19 protein-coding genes and 3 pseudogenes are annotated in these 18,570 nt (G+C 36.4%); 17 read left to right on the top strand and 5 right to left on the bottom strand.

The features are described from left to right. Positions 1 to 51 precede the first annotated feature (51 nt). Together murI and NST79_RS13840 are read right to left on the bottom strand one after the other, a co-directional pair. A complete protein-coding gene (murI, locus tag NST79_RS13845) occupies positions 52 to 813 on the bottom strand; it encodes a glutamate racemase (protein WP_212058911.1) in 762 nt (253 codons plus the stop codon). Between the two features lie 334 nt (positions 814 to 1,147). Then, positions 1,148 to 2,191 (bottom strand): nitronate monooxygenase, encoded by a 1,044-nt coding sequence (locus NST79_RS13840; protein ID WP_029318149.1) that lies wholly within the window; start codon positions 2,189 to 2,191, stop codon positions 1,148 to 1,150. Between the two features lie 394 nt (positions 2,192 to 2,585). Here NST79_RS13840 and aadK point away from each other — a divergent pair, with 394 nt between their 5' ends. Together aadK and NST79_RS13830 are read left to right on the top strand one after the other, a co-directional pair. Beyond that, on the top strand, positions 2,586 to 3,440 hold the full coding sequence (aadK, locus tag NST79_RS13835; RefSeq protein ID WP_029318148.1) for an aminoglycoside 6-adenylyltransferase AadK: 855 nt from the start codon (positions 2,586 to 2,588) through the stop codon (positions 3,438 to 3,440). Between the two features lie 226 nt (positions 3,441 to 3,666). Next, positions 3,667 to 4,170 carry a DinB family protein gene (locus NST79_RS13830; protein WP_015251612.1) on the top strand — a complete coding sequence of 168 codons (504 nt, stop codon included), beginning with the start codon at positions 3,667 to 3,669 and terminating at the stop codon, positions 4,168 to 4,170. A gap of 229 nt (positions 4,171 to 4,399) precedes the next feature. Here the strand turns inward: NST79_RS13830 and NST79_RS13825 are convergent. Then, positions 4,400 to 4,516, bottom strand: a pseudogene (locus tag NST79_RS13825) (TetR-like C-terminal domain-containing protein); the annotation flags it as partial. A 465-nt stretch (positions 4,517 to 4,981) separates the two neighbouring features. Between NST79_RS13825 and NST79_RS13820 the strand changes: the two are divergent. The 10 genes and pseudogenes from NST79_RS13820 (at position 4,982) to NST79_RS13775 (ending at position 12,199) form a co-directional block, all read left to right on the top strand. Then, on the top strand, positions 4,982 to 5,353 hold the full coding sequence (locus tag NST79_RS13820; protein ID WP_153940005.1) for a YrdB family protein: 372 nt from the start codon (positions 4,982 to 4,984) through the stop codon (positions 5,351 to 5,353). 233 nt (positions 5,354 to 5,586) lie between these two features. Next, positions 5,587 to 6,150: a cysteine hydrolase family protein gene (locus NST79_RS13815; protein ID WP_015251614.1), complete on the top strand. Its 564-nt coding sequence runs from the start codon at positions 5,587 to 5,589 to the stop codon at positions 6,148 to 6,150. A gap of 98 nt (positions 6,151 to 6,248) precedes the next feature. Continuing rightward, positions 6,249 to 6,398, top strand: coding sequence for a hypothetical protein (locus tag NST79_RS13810; RefSeq protein WP_003229864.1), 150 nt, complete (start codon positions 6,249 to 6,251; stop codon positions 6,396 to 6,398). Positions 6,399 to 6,790: 392 nt separating this feature from the next. Then, positions 6,791 to 8,023, top strand: a complete 1,233-nt coding sequence (locus NST79_RS13805; RefSeq protein WP_212058910.1) for a cytochrome P450 — start codon at positions 6,791 to 6,793, stop codon at positions 8,021 to 8,023. Between the two features lie 271 nt (positions 8,024 to 8,294). Next, positions 8,295 to 8,530, top strand: a pseudogene (locus NST79_RS13800) (barstar family protein). Positions 8,531 to 8,861: 331 nt separating this feature from the next. Next, positions 8,862 to 9,335: an Lrp/AsnC family transcriptional regulator gene (azlB, locus tag NST79_RS13795; protein WP_212059573.1), complete on the top strand. Its 474-nt coding sequence runs from the start codon at positions 8,862 to 8,864 to the stop codon at positions 9,333 to 9,335. A 12-nt stretch (positions 9,336 to 9,347) separates the two neighbouring features. Continuing rightward, on the top strand, positions 9,348 to 10,112 hold the full coding sequence (gene azlC, locus NST79_RS13790; protein WP_212059571.1) for an azaleucine resistance protein AzlC: 765 nt from the start codon (positions 9,348 to 9,350) through the stop codon (positions 10,110 to 10,112). Beyond that, positions 10,109 to 10,441 carry a branched-chain amino acid transporter AzlD gene (gene azlD / locus NST79_RS13785; RefSeq protein ID WP_003245988.1) on the top strand — a complete coding sequence of 111 codons (333 nt, stop codon included), beginning with the start codon at positions 10,109 to 10,111 and terminating at the stop codon, positions 10,439 to 10,441. Before azlC ends, azlD begins: the two co-directional genes overlap by 4 nt. A 160-nt stretch (positions 10,442 to 10,601) precedes the next feature. Further along, positions 10,602 to 11,924 (top strand): branched-chain amino acid transport system II carrier protein, encoded by a 1,323-nt coding sequence (gene brnQ / locus NST79_RS13780; protein ID WP_212059569.1) that lies wholly within the window; start codon positions 10,602 to 10,604, stop codon positions 11,922 to 11,924. Next, positions 11,882 to 12,199: a hypothetical protein gene (locus NST79_RS13775; protein ID WP_015251620.1), complete on the top strand. Its 318-nt coding sequence runs from the start codon at positions 11,882 to 11,884 to the stop codon at positions 12,197 to 12,199. The genes brnQ and NST79_RS13775 overlap by 43 nt, the downstream gene beginning before the upstream one ends. 157 nt (positions 12,200 to 12,356) lie before the next feature. Here NST79_RS13775 and gltR read toward each other — a convergent pair whose 3' ends face one another. Next, the gene (gltR, locus tag NST79_RS13770) at positions 12,357 to 13,247 is read right to left on the bottom strand and encodes a glutamate biosynthesis transcriptional regulator GltR (protein ID WP_019712544.1); all 891 of its coding nucleotides are present in this window, start codon (positions 13,245 to 13,247) and stop codon (positions 12,357 to 12,359) included. 332 nt (positions 13,248 to 13,579) lie between these two features. Here gltR and NST79_RS13765 point away from each other — a divergent pair. From NST79_RS13765 to NST79_RS13755, 3 genes and pseudogenes are all read left to right on the top strand, one after another. Next, positions 13,580 to 13,968: pseudogene (locus tag NST79_RS13765) on the top strand (tautomerase family protein). 288 nt (positions 13,969 to 14,256) lie between these two features. After that, the gene (gene czcD, locus NST79_RS13760; protein ID WP_212059567.1) at positions 14,257 to 15,204 is read left to right on the top strand and encodes a cation diffusion facilitator family transporter; all 948 of its coding nucleotides are present in this window, start codon (positions 14,257 to 14,259) and stop codon (positions 15,202 to 15,204) included. An 87-nt stretch (positions 15,205 to 15,291) separates the two neighbouring features. Then, positions 15,292 to 16,329 (top strand): NAD(P)-binding domain-containing protein, encoded by a 1,038-nt coding sequence (locus NST79_RS13755; protein ID WP_212059565.1) that lies wholly within the window; start codon positions 15,292 to 15,294, stop codon positions 16,327 to 16,329. Between the two features lie 121 nt (positions 16,330 to 16,450). Here NST79_RS13755 and czcR read toward each other — a convergent pair whose 3' ends face one another. Then, complete coding sequence (czcR, locus tag NST79_RS13750; RefSeq protein WP_212059563.1) at positions 16,451 to 17,317, bottom strand: LysR family transcriptional regulator; 867 nt, start codon at positions 17,315 to 17,317, stop codon at positions 16,451 to 16,453. Positions 17,318 to 17,442: 125 nt separating this feature from the next. On the opposite strand from czcR, the gene NST79_RS13745 reads away from it, so the two are divergent. Together NST79_RS13745 and NST79_RS13740 are read left to right on the top strand one after the other, a co-directional pair. Continuing rightward, positions 17,443 to 18,408, top strand: coding sequence for a DMT family transporter (locus NST79_RS13745; RefSeq protein WP_212059560.1), 966 nt, complete (start codon positions 17,443 to 17,445; stop codon positions 18,406 to 18,408). A gap of 17 nt (positions 18,409 to 18,425) precedes the next feature. After that, positions 18,426 to 18,569 carry a YrzO family protein gene (locus NST79_RS13740; protein WP_014477437.1) on the top strand — a complete coding sequence of 48 codons (144 nt, stop codon included), beginning with the start codon at positions 18,426 to 18,428 and terminating at the stop codon, positions 18,567 to 18,569. Position 18,570: the final 1 nt, after the last annotated feature.

The raw sequence follows: 18,570 nt of genomic DNA, 5'->3' as shown, positions 1-18,570 counted from the left end.
CCGCTTCTTAGTTCATGTTTCTCTTCAGGAGATTGTCTTTTTCATTTACATTCAATGTCCAACATGACTCCTTTGAGTTTCATCTAATATTTCAAATAATCTTTTGTACTTTGATATGACTACTTGGTCCACAATTTTATGGCCAGAATTGAAAAAGGTGATTGAGCCCGATCCTTTACCAAGCTGGTTACGATCTGCAAGAACTTTTTTCAACTGTTTTGCAGTACCGACACTGCCTGAAATCATATCAACTTTTATCCCAAATAGTTTTTCAAAACTGTTTTTGAAAAACGGAAAATGAGTGCATCCTAACACAATCGTTCCATATTGTTTCAGATCAAAAGAAGATAGTTCGTTCTTTAGATATTTAATGATTTTGTCTTCACTAAAATCAAAGTTCTCAGCAAATTCAACTAGTCCTGGAAGAGCTAAGCAATCAACAAGGTCATGGTGATCAATTTCTTTAACTAGATTATGAAATTTCTCTTCTTTAAGCGTCAAATGAGTAGCAACTACCAGAACTCTTTTTCTTTCCTCTGTACATTTATTTATAGCAGGCTTTACAGCGGGTTCGATTCCGATTATCGGAAAGTCGAAGTTTCTCCGAAGATCCTCTATCGCAATGCTAGTAGCTGTATTACACGCAATAACCAGAGCTTTGATATTTTGACTGGCCAGAAATTCAGCTGCATTGAAAATATATTCTTTAACTTTACCCTTTGATTTTTCACCGTATGGAACGTTTAACGTATCTGCATAAAAAATGTAATCTTCATAAGGAAGAACTTTTATGGCCTCATACAATACAGTCATGCCACCAATTCCTGAATCAAAAAATGTCTCATTCTTTTTTTATCATATGACTTTATATCATCTGAATCAAACGAAAAAGAACCATTTTACTATTCGAATTTAATATGGGAGTTATCGATTTTTCGAATAGGCAGCAAAACTTGAGAAGGGGAGATAAGATCGAAATGTTGGTGATGTATTGTGGTGAAATCATCAAGATCGCACCGTATCAATGGGATGATTTTAGCTTTGAAAATGTAGAGTATTTAGATTTCCAGAGTCAGTGGATGAAATTACGAAAAAAAAAGCAAACTGCCTGTCAAAGTTTGCTTTTTGCTCTATCAATGAGGTGCGCCTATATTTTTATATCCTCTTGGCAAAGCTGATTTAAAAGCTGCTTAACCGAAATTTCCTCAGTCAATGACCGTATCCCTTGACCTGCCCATAAAGACATCTGATCATGGTTATTTTGAAGTGAAGCCTGCTGTCTCATTGCCTTCGTTAGTGTATTTTGATAAGGGTACGGAAGGGTTTGTGTCTCAAACTGTTCTTTTTCTTCCATCCATTTATTTACGATTCCTCTGGCCTCTTTACCTGAAAATAATGTCGTAAGCTTTGTATCTGCTTCGTTTGCTTCTAGTATTTTCTGTTTATGTACTGGATGTGCGTTACTCTCGTGACAAATTAAAAAGGCAGAACCGATTTGAACGCCTTGGGCTCCAAGGGTTAAAGCTGCTTTTACTCCTCTGTGGTCTATCATTCCCCCAGCAGCTATGACAGGTACACTCAATGCATCTGCCGCTTGTGGAATCAGAGCCATTAAACCTATGGCAGATTCACCTTTGGAAGGTAAAAATGCTCCGCGATGTCCACCGGCTTCGCTTCCTTGAAGGACGACGATATCCATTCCCCGTTCCTCCATTAACAATGCTTCTTCCACTGTTGAAGCGGTTCCAATTAAACAGCATCCAGCGGTTTTTAGCTCCTTTACTGCGTCTTCAGGCGGCAGATCAAAAGTGAATGAGCAAGCCTTAACCTTGTATTTTAAAATTAGATCAATTTTTTGATAGAAGTCATCCCACTCTTCTTGTACAGATGTGAATTGATTTACTTGATTAGCTAACGGTATGTTTTCTTTCCACTTTTTAATCTGATCTTCTGGTGGCATCTCTAGACCTAGCGGAACAAACACATTAATTTGAAAAGGAGCGTCTGTCAGCTCAAACATTTCTTTTATTTGTTGTTCTAGGAGGTCTGGCGTAAGATACCCCGATGCTAAGCTGCCAAGAGCACCTTGATTCGAAACTGCAGATGCAAGTCGGGGCTTTGTAATACCGCCAGCCATTGGAGCTTGAATAATCGGTTTTGTTAAGGAAAACTTCTTCATAAATTCATTCATACCGAATCCCCCCGTTAAGACATGATTTTTGAAAAAAGTGCCATTTTAAAATTTACTCAAAAACTCGTATTCGCTTAAATATATCGTTTTCCTTCTTTTTGTCAATCTCTCATACCAGTTAACATGTCGATAAAGCAGGGGGATTAAAGTGTGTCAAAGATAGTGTCGTCCCATGGCGGCTCTACAAAAAACTGAATATTCATGTAGTCCGTCATAGTTGATATCTGATTTTGAGATGTCTTGCATCTTAATATTGAATGATATATAGGAGAACATCATGTAAAATAAAGCTTAGAAGAATACATCACATTCAAGAGTAAAAAAATCTATAAGACGTACAGATCAATATTCGGTTTTACAGTTAGATATTAAGGCTGAAACGGAGGAACATGTAATGCGAAGTGAGCAGGAAATGATGGACATTTTTTTGGACTTTGCTTTGAACGATGAGAGAATCCGATTGGTCACTTTGGAAGGGTCACGTACAAACAGAAATATCCCTCCTGACAACTTCCAAGATTATGACATCTCGTATTTTGTAACTGATGTAGATTCTTTTAAAGAAAATGATCAGTGGCTCGAAATCTTTGGGAAGCGCATTATGATGCAAAAACCAGAAGATATGGAGCTTTTTCCTCCCGAATTAGGTAATTGGTTTTCATACATTATTCTTTTTGAGGATGGCAACAAATTAGATCTAACCCTTATTCCAATTCGTGAAGCAGAAGATTATTTTGCTAATAACGATGGTTTGGTTAAGGTATTGCTTGATAAGGATTCGTTCATCAACTATAAAGTGACCCCAAATGATCGCCAATACTGGATGAAAAGGCCGACTGCAAGGGAATTTGATGATTGCTGTAATGAGTTCTGGATGGTTTCGACTTACGTAGTAAAAGGACTAGCAAGAAATGAAATCCTTTTTGCCATTGACCATTTAAATGAAATTGTACGTCCTAATTTATTGAGAATGATGGCCTGGCATATCGCATCTCAGAAAGGGTATTCATTTAGTATGGGGAAGAACTATAAATTTATGAAGCGGTACCTTTCAAATAAAGAATGGGAGGAACTCATGTCTACATATTCTGCGAATGGGTATCAGGAAATGTGGAAGTCTTTATTTACTTGCTATGCATTATTTAGAAAGTATTCAAAAGCTGTATCAGAAAGTCTTGCATATAAGTATCCTGATTACGATGAAGGCATCACTAAGTATACGGAAGGTATTTATTGCTCAGTAAAGTAATAAGAATATAGGATTGTTTTCATATGATATTTGATTCTCGCTGACAATGGAGACCAAGGAGTCACCATGTTTGTAAAAAGATGCGTAAATCGTTATGTTTAAGAATGTCTACGCATTTTACTATGATTATTCTTGTCCAAAATTTTTGTTCTTTTTAACGAAACGAGGCATTATAATTAACCTATAGGCACATTAAAAAAATAATAGAATGTAAAGGAGGATTTTTGTGTTCCAAACCTTAGACCATTTTTTGAAATCTTGGGAGTTCGAAGCAGATGCTACACAGAAACTATTAAATAGTCTGACTGATGAATCACTTAAACAAGAAATAACTTCACAAAATTGGACTCTAGGCCGTATTGCTTGGCATACTGTTGCTGCCATTCGCATCATTACCTCAAACACAGACTTAACGTTCCATGCCCCAGCTGAAGATTATCCTGTTCCAACTTCGGCTCAGTTTATAGCTGACAGCTATCATCAAGCCAGTAATGCATTTGTACAGGCATTAAAAACCCAATGGACTGACCATACACTTCAAGAACGTATCAACTTTATCGGACAACAATTGCCTAACGGTTCACTTTTGATGTTTTTAATTCAACATCAAAATCACCATCGGGGACAAATGACTGTTCTTATGAGACAAGCAGGGTTAACTGTTCCAGGTATTTATGGTCCAGCAAAAGAAGAATGGGCAAAATTTGGTTTGGAAGCCCCGAAAATGTAATCAACCTTTTTATAAAAAAGTTACGCTATGACAACATATAAGAAGATGTTTTGATCTATCTTTTTTCAAAACATGTTCTTTTTTTGTTCGTTTACCAATGATAAGAACATATTCGAATCATTTTTATTCCAAACCACTTCAAATGACAACGTTCTTCCGCTTTATTGTTGGCCTATTCCCAACGATGTAAGTATAATTTTTAATGCTGTCAAATCTTCGATACACATATCTATAGATTCCTCTCTAACAAAACCCCCGCTTTTTCTGCCATCACTCGAGGTGGGGAAGGCATTTCATTTTTCAACCACCATTCGACTACTCCTACGTATGCATTTGCAACAAATTCAGCAGCGATCGATGGTTCAGAAATTCCAATGAAACATTCAGGTGTTGCTCAATTTTTGAATAAAAGCAGCTGCGCCAAAAGGAAGCCTATTGGAAGAGTCTAGCTGAGTTGGAACGTCTTCTCAAAAGGGAAGGCAATTTATTTACTGTAATTCATACAATGAGTAAAGCCTCCCAGGTATAATCTTTACTTCGTTCGACAAATTCTGCAAATTGTAGACAACTTCCTGATTATTTGGATAATTAACTGAATAGGAGGGGAAAAGTTGTCATATTTCATTATACTTATCATCGTTCTATTATCGGAGCATTGGTAACAGCAGCAGTCGGTATCATCTCTTCAAAAGTAGAGGTAATCTCGCCGAAAACTACAATAGAATCTAAAGAGGAAGAACAGAAAAGTTTTTATACGCTGAAATAAAGCAGAGAAAGAGCATCTCCTGCGGGGGTGTTTTTTATAGAGGAGTTGGAAAAACTGAATCAGACTAATTTACTTTTAAGATTCACCCTTGAAATTGCTGCACTAATCTCCTTAGGGGTGTATGCTTGGATAAGCTTTAATGGTTATTTTAAATATGTTTTAACTTTGGTTTTACCTATTGCAGTTATGATTGTCTGGTCTGTATTTGCAGTACCTCATGATCCTAGTCGAAGCGGACAAACTGTAATAGCTGTAAACGGGGTAACAAGGTTAGTTATTGAATTATTGATCTTTGCAATGGCTGTTGCAGCGCTTTATTTTAGTCATTTAAAACCAGTTGGTATTGTCTTTTTATGTCTAATAATACTCCACTACATCTTTTCAGCTGAGCGTATCAAATGGCTTCTAAATCAATAGAATAGTTTTTAATTTCGGCACTCGTTATTTGAGTGCTTTTTATCATTCTCTGTAGAGCCAGTGATTCTCAGATTAGATTTGAAGGTTAACGGCTTGGGCACAGTTGCAGTATAGAACGCATTTTCCAATAAAGAAGGCGCTCATTTGAAATTCATCATTAAACAATTGTACAAAAGTAAAATTTGTATTTAGAATGTAGTAATAAATAGAAATTCTACGTAGGAGGGTATCTTGTGGAAGAAAAGAAAGCTTTAATCATTGTGGATGTACAAAAAGCCTTCGATGATAAAAAATGGGGGGAACGGAATAACGTAAAGGCGGAAGAAAACATTAGTAAAATACTAAAATTATGGAGAGAAAAAGGATGGACAGTCATATACATACAACACACTTCTGATAAACCTCATTCTTTATTCCATCCAAAGAATGAAGGGTTTGCGATAAAGGAAATAGTTAAGCCTATGGATGAAGAAGTCATTATAACCAAGACAGTAAATAGCAGCTTTATTGGTACGAATTTAGAAGAATTCTTAAAATTAAATGAAATAACCACTGTAGTCATAACTGGTTTAACCACGCCTCACTGTGTATCAACCACCACAAGAATGAGTGGTAATTTAGGGTTTGATACATACCTGATTTCAGATGCAACAGCAGCCTTCGGAATGAGAGACCAAAATGATACATATTATGATGCGGCGACTATTCATAATATATCTCTAGCTACATTGCATGATGAATTTGCCACAATATTGACAACTGATCAATTAATAAATGATTTTATAAAAACTCACTGATGAAAAACATTTTGGCACAGTAAAACGGCAGGCGCCTTTCCAATAGGAAGGGCGCTTTAATTCGATTTCCTGCTTTACTGCTCAGAGGAGGTGCATCAATGTTTCTTTATCGACAAGCAAGAGCAGATGAAGTAAGCAAAGTGGCAAAGCTATTCCATCAATCTTTCAATCAATATCCTTTTATGGATTTACTCGTAAAACGCGAAAAAAAGATCATTCATTTATTTTTGAAATGCATAAAGTACTGACAAGAGCATATTTTAAAAAGCATTTCTTTTTTGTTGGCATTCAGAATGGTGAAATGGTTGTTGCCGCTCTATTAAAACATCGTGATAAACCCGACATTAAACTTGATCGATTATATAGCAGCAGGGGGGATAACATTAATCAAAATGGGGCTAAAAAATTTTCCAAATCCTTAAAAGAGCCGGCATAGAAGTATTAGGAGTTTCGCCATTTTATCAGGGAAAGAGTTTAGGCAGCAAAATGATTAATGACTGTCTCATATCTTTTATTTCAAAATGAGGGGACGGCATTTTGGCCCTTATCATGAATACTGATCTCAATGGATCATTTTACAAATCGTCCTGATTTTATATTTAAAGATTATCATAACCTTTCAAAGATGGAGGTCGAATGAATGTCTTCAAAAGAAAAAAAGAGTGTAACCATTTTGACGGAAAGTCAATTGTCTTCGAGAGCATTTAAAGATGAAGCGTATGAATTTTATAAAGAATTGCGAAAATCACAGCCTCTCTACCCATTATCTTTAGGAGCTCTGGGGAAAGGCTGGCTCATATCGAGATATGATGATGCAATACATTTATTAAAGAATGAAAAATTAAAGAAAAACTATGAAAATGTATTTACCGCAAAAGAAAAACGTCCTGCTCTATTGAAGAATGAAGAGACTTTAACAAAACATATGCTTAATTCAGATCCCCCTGATCACAACCGCTTGCGAACTCTTGTTCAAAAAGCATTTACGCATCGGATGATTTTGCAGTTGGAAGACAAAATCCAGCATATCGCAGATTCTTTATTGGATAAAGTGCAGCCCAACAAATTCATGAACCTAGTAGACGATTATGCGTTTCCATTGCCGATTATCGTGATAAGTGAAATGCTCGGCATTCCTCTAGAAGATCGTCAAAAATTTAGAGTTTGGTCGCAAGCAATTATTGATTTTTCAGATGCCCCTGAAAGACTTCAGGAGAATAATCAATTGTTAGGGGAATTTGTTGCATACCTTGATTACTTAGTTCGTAAAAAAAGGAGCGAACCTGCAGGAGATTTAATCAGTGCATTAATTCAAGTGGAAAGTGAAGGCATACAATTAAGTACAGATGAATTGTACTCGATGATTATGCTGCTTATCGTTGCAGGTCATGAAACAACCGTAAACTTAATCACCAATATGACATATGCTCTGATGTGTTATCAAGATCAATTAGAAAAGCTCCGTCAGCAGCCGGATTTGATGAATTCAGCCATAGAAGAAGCATTGCGGTTTCATAGCCCGGTTGAGTTAACGACTATTCGATGGACGGCTGAACCGTTTATACTGCATGGACAGGAGATTAAACGGAAAGATGTGATCATCATTTCCTTAGCATCAGCAAATCGCGATGAAAAGATATTTCCAAATGCCGATATATTTGATATTGAAAGAAAAAACAACCGCCATATTGCTTTTGGCCATGGAAGCCATTTTTGCCTTGGTGCACAGTTAGCCCGCTTAGAAGCAAAGATAGCGATTTCCACCTTATTACGCCGCTGTCCAAATATACAGTTAAAAGGCAAAAAGGAACAAATGAAATGGAAAGGGAATTTTCTGATGAGAGCACTCGAAGAACTGCCGCTTAGTTTTTAATTTTTTGGGGATATGTGATTTTCAAACATATCTTGTTTTACTCTTCAATTAGATTAAACGATAGTAAAAGCTGTAACATAAAAATTTGATATGATAGCTTTTCAAAAACAAAGTTTAGCATTATTTATGCCTACCGGGCATGAAGATGTCTTGCAAACACCAATAGTTTCATCCTATCGGTGTTTTTTATTTGTTTTCAGCCTCATTTGGACAAACAGCTGTTACATAGTAAACGTTTGTTAAGATAAAATAATGGAGGGCATAGTTTCTAATGAGAAAAATAATGATAGATGGAAAAGACTTTGAAAATATAGAAGTTTTACATGATGTTTTAAAAGATAAATCTTTATGGGATTGCCTGACAGGGTGGGTGGATTTGCCGCTCACTTTAGTCTTGAAAAATTTTGAGTTCATACATTTTTAGGTTCATACGCTGACGATGTATTAGAAGTTTTACAAGAGGCTCAAGAGGAACTAAAGGACGAATTTAAAATAATAATAGAGTAGACTTTCTGTTTTGCGAATTTTAACAATTTTCGTTCGCGGAAAAAGGCAATGGGCACCGCAAATTCAATTTTCGGTGAGACCGCAATAACTTTTTGGCTTCTGATAAGTTTCTTATGATGTTGGTATCAAGTCACACAAGTACATAACTCTCCCATGACTTCTTTCTGATGTAAGTTAATTTCATTATGAGTTAATCTCGGGGATAATTTTATTCTGTGAATAATATTTTAAAGGGATTTAAATTTAAATAATATTTGATTATCGAATAAAAATTCGTTATTATTTAAATTGGATGAAATATAATTCTGTTAAGGGTATTGGGGGTTGTGAAATGGGTATTATGCTTGACGAAACTGATAAGGCCATCTTAAGAGAATTGCAGGAAGATGCTTCAATATCAAATTTAAATTTATCTAAGAAAATTGGGCTTTCACCATCAGCTTGCCTTGCAAGAACAAAGAACCTAGTAGAAGCAGGTATAATTAAAAAGTTTACGACTATTGTTGATGAGAAAAAACTTGGAATCGAAGTCACAGCACTAGCTCTCATCAACTTATCACCCTTAAATAGGGAGACAATTCATTCATTTTTAGAGGATATAAACAAATTCCCACAGGTTCAAGAATGCTACACACTTACAGGAAGCCATGACTATATGCTTAAGATTGTGGCGAAGGACATGGAGAGTTATCGGAATTTTATCATTGATTCATTAATGCAGAACCCTGCTATTAGTGGAGTTGACACAAGCATAGTCATTAGTACAGAAAAAAGAACTGTCAGTGTGCCAATTGATGAAATGTAGGAGGTTGTTGATTTGAATAAAAATAAAGAATCGTTACATTTAAGCTCTTCTGCTATAAACACTCATATGAATAAGAGAAGTCAAATATGGGCTGCATTTCGTTCTGCATTCCCATATACCATTCCGATTTTTGCGGGGTTTTTGTTTTTGGGGATAGCTTATGGAATCTTTATGCATTCTTTGGGATTTAGCGCAATCTATCCAATCATCATGAGTTTTATGATATTTGCGGGCTCAATGGAGTTTGTTGCAGCGAATTTTTTACTTGGTGCGTTCAACCCTATGAATGCTCTTTTTTTGACGTTAATGGTCAATGCCCGGCATTTGTTTTATGGAATTTCCATGTTGGATAAGTACAGGGGGACTGGAAAGAAAAAGCTTTATCTGATTTTCGGAATGTGCGATGAATCATTTTCTATCAATTATACCGCTAATGTTCCGGCGAATGTTGATAAGGGCTGGTTTATGTTTTTTGTGACACTGCTTAATCATTTATATTGGGTCGCGGGGGCAGCGATAGGAGGTATTTTTGGGTCGTACGTGAAGTTTAATACCGAAGGGCTTGATTTTGTGATGACTGCTCTGTTTATTGTGATATTCATAGAACAATGGATGAAAGAGAAAAAGCATTACAGTGCTCTCTCAGGACTTGGACTTTCAGTAGCCTGTCTTATCCTTTTTGGCGGAAACCAATTTATTATTCCTGCTATGCTCGCCATTTTAGGGGTACTGACTGTTCTGAGAAAACCATTGGAGAAAGCTGAGGTTTCCGTATGACGATGACTATGACGCAGCAAATGATCACCATTGCAATGGTCGTGCTAGGAACAATGCTGACACGGTTCCTTCCATTCATGATTTTCCCGTCTGGCAAACCGACACCGAAATATGTACAGTATCTTGGTAAAGTGCTGCCATCAGCGGTAATCGGGCTTTTGGTCATTTATTGTTTAAAAGATGTGAGTCTGCTTTCTGGAAGTCATGGCATTCCTGAATTAGTTGGAGCAGCTGCAGTTGTACTGCTTCACTTGTGGAAGAAAAATATGCTTCTTTCCATAGCGGGGGGAACCGTTGTTTATATGGTTTTGGTGCAATTGGTTTTTTAACCGGTATCGGAAACTATCAAATCATGCTTTTATTAAACTTGATAAAAATATATAAAACTGACACAAGTTTATTTTGGAATCAACACTGTGCCAGTGCAAATAGCACCTGTAATGTTTCCTGGCTATTCAAGAAGTGTCTACTTTAATCGGAGGATGTATAATGTCAAAAAAAGTGTCGGTTTCCTATATCATCATTATAGGATTAATGCTATTTGCATTGTTTTTTGGAGCAGGAAATCTCATTTTTCCGCCTATGCTTGGTCAATTGGCCGGGAAAAATGTATGGATCGCTAATGCAGGTTTCTTAGTGACCGGAGTTGGATTGCCATTACTGGCTATAACAGCATTTGTTTTTTCGGGTAAACAAAACTTACAGTCGTTAGCCAGCCGTGTTCACCCGGTGTTTGGCATTGTATTTACGACGATTCTCTATTTGGCAATCGGGCCTTTTTTCGCTATCCCGAGATCAGGAAACGTATCGTTTGAAATTGGGGTAAAACCTTTTTTATCAAATGATGCAGGCCCTGTCTCATTGATCATATTTACAATATTATTTTTCGGATTGGCATGCGTGTTATCACTTAATTCTTCAAAAATCATTGATATAGTTGGGAAATTTTTGACGCCAATTAAGCTGACATTTATCGGATTGCTTGTAGTGGTAGCTCTTATTCGCCCAATTGGAACCATTCAAGCACCATCAAAAGGGTACACATCACAAGCGTTTTTTAAAGGATTTCAGGAAGGATACCTTACTCTGGATGCCCTTGTAGCATTTGTTTTTGGAATTATCATCGTGAATGCATTGAAGGAACAAGGAGCTTCTACCAAAAAACAGCTGATGGGTGTTTGTGCAAAAGCAGCCGCGATTGCAGCTGTACTCTTAGCAGTTATGTATACAGCTCTTTCCTATATGGGGGCTTCCAGCGTTGAAGAACTAGGGATTTTAGAAAATGGAGCAGAGGTTTTGGCTAAGGTTTCATCCTATTATTTTGGTTCTTATGGTTCAATCTTATTGGGCTTAATGATTACAGTGGCGTGTCTGACGACAAGTGTCGGACTGATCACTGCGTGTTCTTCATTTTTTCATGAACTATTCCCGAACATTTCTTATAAAAAAATTGCTGTCGTTTTATCAGTGTTTAGTACGCTTGTCGCAAATATAGGATTAACCCAGCTTATTAAGGTGTCAATGCCTGTCTTACTGACGATGTATCCTATCGCGATTTCCTTAATATTTTTAACGTTTTTGCATTCTGTATTTAAAGGGAAGACAGAAGTGTATCAAGGCAGTTTATTATTCGCATTCATCATCAGCTTATTTGACGGTTTGAAGGAGGCGGGAATAAAAATTGAAGTTGTGAATCATATTTTCACTCAGATTCTTCCTATGTATAACATAGGGCTGGGGTGGCTCATTCCAGCTATTACAGGGGGAATATGCGGCTATATACTGAGTATATTCCGAACAAAAACAAGTTGATCAATCAACAGCAATATCACTCAGATCTGCAGGATCTCCTCCATCAGTGGATACTTCAACTGTTACAATTGGATGTTCTGCCCCTGTCCAACCGAAAATATCAATCTTTCCGTTGTCACCCGAAATCTGTAGGTGAATATTTAATAGTTGTGAGAGCGATTGACTCTTTAGGAAATAGTCAGCCTTTAACTTCAAGACGCAACCAAGTGTCTAGGGCAATGATCTTCGTTCAAAATTCTTTGAATGAGGAAAATCTACATTCTAATATCGACTAGGTTTCACAATTCAGAGTGCAAAATCACGAAGAAAAAGCAAACTACATACCGAAGTTTGCTTTTTTGCTCTATACAAACAATGAGATGCGCCTATATTTTTATATCAGACAACTGATCAGAGGTATTTTGAGGCGAAGCCTGCCTTCCATCCATTTATTTACGATTGATCTGGCCTCTTTACCTGAAAATGATCCCTCATATGCGTTAAAAAAGCAGATAAAGCAGGGGTAATTAAAGTGTCTTTCCGCCTTATAAACATGGTTGATACGAAAGAATATTTGTCAGAGATAGTGTGGCTGCGAATGCGGCCTTCTTTTTCATGCGAAGCAATGATTGAACGAGGCAGCAGTGAAATCCCCAAGCCGGCGCTTACACAGCCAATGATCGCTTCAAGTATGCCAAATTCCATTAATTTTATAGGTAATAAACCTTCTTCTTGGAGGATATGATTGAGCTTTGCTCTGTAAGAGCATCCTTTACGGAATACAAGCATTGTTTGTGTTTGAACATCCTGAATGGAAGAAATCACAGGGTGTGAAGCGCTTGTAACAAGAACCATCTCTTCATCCAATACCTTTTCTTGAACTAAATCAGGGTGTTCAATAGGCCCTGAAATAAAAGCGCCGTTTAACTCATAATGTAAAACTGCTTGTATTTGTTGTTCCGTAGGGCCGGTTACTAGGTTCAAATCAACATTTGGATAGAGGTTATTATAATGTGCAAGGAGTTGAGGAAGCCAAACTGCAGCTGTTGTTTCCATTGATCCTATACGCAGTGGCCCAGAAGGCGCGGATGATTCGCCCATGGCTGCTCTAGCTTCTTCAATAGTATGTAGAATTTTCTCTGAGTAAGAAACAAGAATTTGCCCTGGGGGAGTAAGTGTGATTCCTCGACTATGGCGATAGAATAATTTTGTCTGTAAATCGTTTTCTAGTTGTTGTATCTTATTCGTTACGTTCGATTGTGCATAATTTAAAGTCTGAGCAGCCTTGGAAATACTGCCTTCACGAGCAGTAGTGAGAAAAACCTGTAACAACTGAATATTCATCTAGTCCTCCATAGTTAATATCTGATTTTGAGATGTCTTCCATCTTAATTTTGAATTATATATGATAGCAGAGCTTCATGTAAACTAAAGCTTAGAAGAATAAATGATTTCTAAAGTAAGTGATAAGGCTATTTCAAAAAATGGTTAATTTACTCGAAGTTGATTCTGTATATTGCCTATGGAAATACACATCATAACATAGGCTTGACTAACACCAGAATGAAGGGGTTATTGGGAAATTACTTTATTCTAAATGTAGCAGCTGCTTGGAAATAGCTGACACATTAACGAATGAAATTAAAAAGACTGTTGTAGTAGAAGGAGGGGATTTTATGCCATTACTTCGTTTTGACTTTTAGAAGGGCGAGATCAATCAAGTTTGAAAAAACTTTTAGATGTCGCTCACAATGTTGTAGTAGAGGCTTTTGATGTGCCTCAACAAGACCGTTATCAAATTGTTCATGAACATCCAGAAAATCATATGATTATTGAGGATACTGGGTTAGGATTTAACCGAACTAAAAATCTTGTTGTTCTTTCAGTTACAAGTAAATCCCGACCGGAAGAGAAGAAACAAAAATTTTACAGGCTGTTAGCTGAAAGACTGGAATCTGAGTGTGGTATCGCATCAACTGATTTAATTGTATCTATTGTTGAAAATGATAATGCTGACTGGAGTTTTGGACTTGGTGAGGCCCAATTTTTAACAGGTAAATTGTAGTTGAATACTACCCTCAAATGCTTGATTGAAGAAAAGGATAGAGAAACTAGGGTAGCGGAGCAAACCATGTGTTTGCTCCGCTTTTTTATGTTTATAAAAGAATAATTAAGGAGGTATTGTGGATTTCTATAAAAAATATTTTGACATTTCAGTAAAGAGCAGATATATTTATATATGAACACATGCTCATATATAAATATTGTTTGCATTATGTTAGAATGCTTCATAACAGATTTGAAATAATAAATACATATGTATCAATAAACTTTAGGTAAGGAGGAGTTTTTTATGGGTCACAATCATAGTCACAATCATAATGAAGGAGCAAATAAAAAGGTTTTATTGATCTCTTTTATCATGATTACAGGTTATATGATAATAGAAGCTATAGGAGGATTTTTAACAAATAGTCTGGCGCTTTTATCTGATGCAGGCCATATGCTGAGTGATTCAATTTCATTAATGGTTGCCCTGATTGCTTTTACATTAGCTGAAAAAAAGGCAAATCACAATAAGACATTCGGCTATAAACGATTTGAGATTCTTGCAGCTGTGATAAACGGTGCTGCCTTAATTCTTATTTCTCTTTATATCATTTATGAAGCAATCGAACGCTTCTCTCATCCACCAGAAGTAGCAACAACCGGTATGCTTACAATTAGTATCATCGGGTTAGTTGTGAATCTATTGGTCGCTTGGATTATGATGAGTGGCGGAGATACAAAGAATAATCTGAATATAAGAGGAGCTTATTTACATGTAATAAGCGATATGCTCGGCTCTGTAGGTGCCATTTTAGCTGCCATACTTATCATCTTCTTTGGATGGGGCTGGGCAGACCCATTGGCTAGTATCATTGTGGCTATTCTTGTTCTAAGAAGCGGTTACAATGTGACTAAAGATTCCATTCACATATTAATGGAAGGAACTCCAGAAAATATCGATGTCTATGATATCATTCGTACAATTGAAGGGACAGAGGGAATTCAAAACATTCATGATTTACACATATGGTCTATCACAAGCGGATTGAATGCTCTTTCTTGCCACGCAGTTGTTGACGGTCAACTGACCATTTCAGAAAGTGAAAATATTTTACGCAAAATTGAACATGAACTTGAGCATAAAGGCATTACGCACGTAACCATTCAAATGGAAACCGAAGCGAATAATCACGATAATGCGATCCTTTGTCAGGCCAAAATTGAGAAGCCACGTGACCACCATCACCATTAAATTTTTTATCTAACTTTATAGTGAGGAGATCAACTAGCATTTTGCAGATTCTGTCTACTGACAATTTGAAATTGGCGGGGTGATAATGTGTACGACACTATAGTAATCGGGGCTGGTCAAGCAGGGATCTCGATAGGATATTATCTAAAGCAGTCCGATCAAAAGTTTATTATTTTGGATAAAAGTCATGAGGTGGGGGAGAGCTGGAAAGATCGGTATGACTCATTAGTTTTATTTACTTCTCGAATGTATAGCTCTTTGCCTGGAATGCATCTTGAAGGAGAAAAACATGGATTTCCTTCAAAAAATGAAATTGTTGCTTATCTAAAGAAATATGTTAAAAAATTTGAAATTCCAATCCAATTACGGACAGAAGTAATAAGTGTCCTAAAAATAAAGAATTATTTCTTAATAAAAACAAATCGGGAAGAATATCAAACGAAGAATCTTGTCATTGCTACAGGGCCTTTTCATACCCCTAATATTCCATCAATATCAAAGGATTTATCCGATAATATTAATCAATTACACTCATCACAATATAAGAATTCAAAACAATTGGCATATGGAAATGTACTAGTAGTTGGTGGTGGGAATAGTGGTGCTCAAATAGCTGTTGAATTATCCAAAGAAAGAGTTACATATTTAGCCTGTAGTAATAAACTAGTTTATTTCCCTTTAATGATCGGAAAAAGAAGCATCTTTTGGTGGTTTGATAAATTAGGAGTTTTACATGCAAGTCATACATCAGTAGTAGGCAAATTCATTCAAAAGAAAGGTGATCCAGTATTTGGGCATGAATTAAAACATGCAATAAAACAGAAAAAGATCATCTTAAAAAAAAGAGTCATTGCCGCAAAGCAAAATGAAATCATTTTTAAAGATTCATCTACATTAGAAGTAAACAATATTATTTGGGCTACTGGTTTCAGGAATCCCTTATGTTGGATAAATATAAAAGGTGTTTTGGATCAAGAAGGTCGAATCATACATCATAGAGGTGTTTCACCTGTAGAAGGATTGTACTTTATAGGGTTGCCTTGGCAGCATAAGCGAGGTTCAGCGTTGCTTCAAGGTGTAGGAAATGATGCTGAATACATTGTAAAACAAATGAACGGTGGATAAACGAAGCAGAGCAGTAACTCACATGTTTACTGCTCTATTTTATTGTGAATAAGGGTAGCGAAGTGGAGATGCGCTTTCTCTTTTATTTAAGAAGTTAGAACATAGAAATAGAAAAAGCACTTTAAGACATACTCATATTTTTATGTTCAACAATGGTCTTAAGGAGGCTGCGCATTGAATTTGTCAGGTACGCATCTTTATGGCGTATAAAGATTGTTGAGATACAGCTGTCTTTCTCAGGTAATGGGTGACAATAAACCTTACCTTGTGCAGCTAGATGCATAACAGCAGATTCCGGTACCACTGTTATACCGAGTCCAAGTGCAACACTATTTAAGATTGTCTCCAGGATGTTAAATTCCATCATTCTGTTTGGGTGCACACCTTCATCTTTGAGCCATTGTTCAAGCCTAGACCGATACCCGCACCCCTGATTAAAAACAAGAATCGGAGTCGTTGAAAGATCCTCTATATTAAACGTTTTGTTACTGGTTACAAGAGTAAGTTTTTCAGTATAAACATCATACTGTTCCAGAATAGAATGTTTCAAAGGGCCTGAAATAAAAGCTCCGTCTAATTCGTGATTCATGACCTTTTTAATAAGTTCCTCTGTTAGACCAGCCTGCAATGATAAATCCACATTAGGATACTTTTTATAATAGGAAGCTATGATGGTCGGCAGTATCCTCACTGTTTCCACTGTACCGATTTTTAATATTCCAGATGGTATTTCAGTATCTAGAAAGACCTGCTCCAGTTCTTCAACATCTTTCAAAATTTTGTTAACGTATTCAATCATTTTTCGGCCCTCTGGGCTTAGTGAAACCCCTTTTTTATGGCGATTGAAAAGAGGTGTTTTGAGCTCATTCTCTAATTGCTTAATCCGCGCAGTTACATTAGATTGTACATAATTTAACTCTTTTGCAGCACCGGTAATACTCTTGTGATGGGCTACGCATTTGAAAATTTGTAAGTCTCGCAGTTCCATGAAGATCCCCCCTTCATTAAAGTATCATTATCAATGATGTTTTTCATCACTTTTGTTCATTTTACTTGATGCTTACTTCTTTTTATAATTCTCATTGTAATTTTAAAGAAAAGGAGGGGAATTCAATGAAAAAAAGTCAATTATTCATTGGTGCCCTTACATGTTTAGTGGCAAGTATGTCTTGGGGCGCGATGTTTCCAGTTGCAGATCATGCATTAGAATTTATTGATCCGTTTTATTTTTCATTTATTCGCTACGGTATGGTAACGATTATGTTAGTGATTTTATTATTAGTGAGAGAAGGAAAAAAATCATTTCATTTAGAGGGTAAAGCAAAATGGATCATTTTATTTGGGGTGATGGCGTTTACTGTATACAATGTTCTTATTTTTTTAGGTCAAAGGTTGATGGGGAAGTCTGGAATTATGACAGCATCCATTGCCGAGGCACTCATGCCGATGCTTTCAATTGTTATTCTATGGGGATATAAACATGTGAAACCTAAAAAATACACAATGATCAGTATATTGATTGCCTTTTTGGGGGCTTCGATGGTCATAACCAAAGGTAATATAAGTTTCTTTTTTTCATTAGGGGATCATCTATTCTCGATACTCTTTATATTCATTGGTGTTTTAGGGTGGGTTGTCTACACAATGGGGGGACAGATATTCCGAGAGTGGTCCACACTTCGTTATTCAACTTTGACATGTTTATTCGGCACAGCTATAACAGGAATCATGACAGCTATACTTACCGCGCAAGGTTACGTGTCGGTACCGAGTATTAAAGTGATTGCAGCAATTAAGTATGATTTTTTATTTATGATTACTTTACCAGGTATCATAGCCCTCCTTAGTTGGAACTATGGCATTAAAATCCTATCATCCATTAATGGGATTTTATTTATTAACTTTGTCCCCATTACTACATTGTTAATCATGGTGATCAAAGGATATAACATAACTGCATTTGATATAGTAGGAACACTGTTTGTCATTATTGGACTCATTTTAAATAACATATATCAGCGTAAGGAAGATTATAAGCAGGTATTACAAAAAGAAAAAACAAATTTGACTATCACTTAGACGGTGGGGGATTTAAAATGTTTGAAGGTTTATTGTTTTTCATTTCAGCTGGAATTGTCTGTGAACTTGCTGCAATTAATAGAAATGGCCGCAAAAATATAAAGCAACAGGCGGAATTGATTCAAATTTTAAAAGAAAACCTTAATAAAGACATTAAATAAA

The sequence above is a fragment of the Bacillus sp. PS196 genome (genome assembly GCF_037963555.1).
Lineage (GTDB): Bacteria > Bacillota > Bacilli > Bacillales > Bacillaceae > Bacillus > Bacillus subtilis.
Note: the sequence above shows the minus strand (reverse complement) of the source record. Positions and strands in the feature narration are given on the sequence as shown.

Bases quoted from the DNA above. Each gene is read 5' to 3' on its own strand.
- NST79_RS13745 (WP_212059560.1), top strand. From the start codon at position 17,443: ATGAAAAAAAGTCAATTATTCATTGGTGCCCTTACATGTTTAGTGGCA.
- NST79_RS13840 (WP_029318149.1), bottom strand. From the start codon at position 2,191: ATGAATGAATTTATGAAGAAGTTTTCCTTAACAAAACCGATTATTCAA.
- NST79_RS13805 (WP_212058910.1), top strand. From the start codon at position 6,791: ATGTCTTCAAAAGAAAAAAAGAGTGTAACCATTTTGACGGAAAGTCAA.
- brnQ (WP_212059569.1), top strand. From the start codon at position 10,602: ATGTCAAAAAAAGTGTCGGTTTCCTATATCATCATTATAGGATTAATG.
- azlB (WP_212059573.1), top strand. From the start codon at position 8,862: ATGGGTATTATGCTTGACGAAACTGATAAGGCCATCTTAAGAGAATTG.
- NST79_RS13810 (WP_003229864.1), top strand. From the start codon at position 6,249: ATGTTTCTTTATCGACAAGCAAGAGCAGATGAAGTAAGCAAAGTGGCA.
- azlD (WP_003245988.1), top strand. From the start codon at position 10,109: ATGACGATGACTATGACGCAGCAAATGATCACCATTGCAATGGTCGTG.
- murI (WP_212058911.1), bottom strand. From the start codon at position 813: ATGACTGTATTGTATGAGGCCATAAAAGTTCTTCCTTATGAAGATTAC.
- gltR (WP_019712544.1), bottom strand. From the start codon at position 13,247: ATGAATATTCAGTTGTTACAGGTTTTTCTCACTACTGCTCGTGAAGGC.
- NST79_RS13775 (WP_015251620.1), top strand. From the start codon at position 11,882: ATGCGGCTATATACTGAGTATATTCCGAACAAAAACAAGTTGATCAAT.
- czcR (WP_212059563.1), bottom strand. From the start codon at position 17,317: ATGGAACTGCGAGACTTACAAATTTTCAAATGCGTAGCCCATCACAAG.
- aadK (WP_029318148.1), top strand. From the start codon at position 2,586: ATGCGAAGTGAGCAGGAAATGATGGACATTTTTTTGGACTTTGCTTTG.
- czcD (WP_212059567.1), top strand. From the start codon at position 14,257: ATGGGTCACAATCATAGTCACAATCATAATGAAGGAGCAAATAAAAAG.
- NST79_RS13740 (WP_014477437.1), top strand. From the start codon at position 18,426: ATGTTTGAAGGTTTATTGTTTTTCATTTCAGCTGGAATTGTCTGTGAA.